At 51.4% G+C, this 1,734-nt stretch carries 1 rRNA gene; it reads left to right on the forward strand.

The features are described 5' to 3' along the window. Positions 1-1,710: ribosomal RNA gene (locus tag ACQ4WZ_RS27030) — 23S ribosomal RNA — on the forward strand; the annotation flags it as partial. Positions 1,711-1,734: the final 24 nt, after the last annotated feature.

Consider the following 1,734-nt stretch of genomic DNA (forward strand, 5'->3'; position numbering starts at 1 on the left):
ATATATATGGTAGGAGAGCGTTCTGTAAGCCTGCGAAGGTGTCTTGTAAAGGATGCTGGAGGTATCAGAAGTGCGAATGCTGACATGAGTAGCGATAATGGGGGTGAAAAGCCTCCACGCCGTAAGCCCAAGGTTTCCTGTTCAACGTTCATCGGAGCAGGGTGAGTCGGCCCCTAAGGCGAGGCAGAGATGCGTAGCTGATGGGAAGCAGGTTAATATTCCTGCACCGTCGTATGATGCGATGGGGGGACGGATCGCGGAAGGTTGTCCAACTGTTGGAATAGTTGGTTTTTGGCTCATAGAAGGCACTTAGGCAAATCCGGGTGCGGAATTCAAGGGGTTGAGACGAGTGAACTTGTTCACGAAGCAATCGGAAGTGGTTCCAAGAAAAGCCTCTAAGCTTCAGTCATACGAGACCGTACCGCAAACCGACACAGGTGGGCGAGATGAGTATTCTAAGGCGCTTGAGAGAACTCGGGAGAAGGAACTCGGCAAATTGGTACCGTAACTTCGGGAAAAGGTACGCCCCGGTAGCTTGATTGGTTTACTCCATGAGGGTGAAAGGGTTGCAATAAACTGGTGGCTGCGACTGTTTAATAAAAACACAGCACTCTGCAAACACGAAAGTGGACGTATAGGGTGTGACGCCTGCCCGGTGCTGGAAGATTAAATGATGGGGTGCAAGCTCTTGATTGAAGTCCCAGTAAACGGCGGCCGTAACTATAACGGTCCTAAGGTAGCGAAATTCCTTGTCGGGTAAGTTCCGACCTGCACGAATGGCGTAACGATGGCCACACTGTCTCCTCCCGAGACTCAGCGAAGTTGAAATGTTTGTGATGATGCAATCTACCCGCGGCTAGACGGAAAGACCCCATGAACCTTTACTGTAGCTTTGCATTGGACTTTGAACCAATCTGTGTAGGATAGGTGGGAGGCTTTGAAGCGGGGACGCTAGTTCTCGTGGAGCCAACCTTGAAATACCACCCTGGTTTGTTTGAGGTTCTAACCTTGGTCCGTTATCCGGATCGGGGACAGTGCATGGTAGGCAGTTTGACTGGGGCGGTCTCCTCCTAAAGTGTAACGGAGGAGTTCGAAGGTACGCTAGATACGGTCGGACATCGTGTTGATAGTGCAATGGCATAAGCGTGCTTAACTGCGAGACTGACAAGTCGAGCAGGTACGAAAGTAGGACATAGTGATCCGGTGGTTCTGTATGGAAGGGCCATCGCTCAACGGATAAAAGGTACTCTGGGGATAACAGGCTGATTCCTCCCAAGAGTTCATATCGACGGGGGAGTTTGGCACCTCGATGTCGGCTCATCACATCCTGGGGCTGTAGCCGGTCCCAAGGGTATGGCTGTTCGCCATTTAAAGTGGTACGTGAGCTGGGTTTAAAACGTCGTGAGACAGTTTGGTCCCTATCTGCCGTGGGCGTTGGAAATTTGAAGGGGGCTGCTCCTAGTACGAGAGGACCGGAGTGGACGAACCTCTGGTGTACCGGTTGTCACGCCAGTGGCATTGCCGGGTAGCTAAGTTCGGAAGAGATAACCGCTGAAAGCATCTAAGCGGGAAACTTGCCTTGAGATGAGATTTCCCAGAGCCTTGAGCTCTTTGAAGGGTCGTTCGAGACCAGGACGTTGATAGGCTGGGTGTGGAAGTGCAGTAATGCATTAAGCTAACCAGTACTAATTGCCCGTACGGCTTGTCCCTATAACCTTAGCAGGTACAGAGGAT

The organism is Janthinobacterium darwini, from assembly GCF_051380905.1.
Classification (GTDB): domain Bacteria; phylum Pseudomonadota; class Gammaproteobacteria; order Burkholderiales; family Burkholderiaceae_D; genus Janthinobacterium.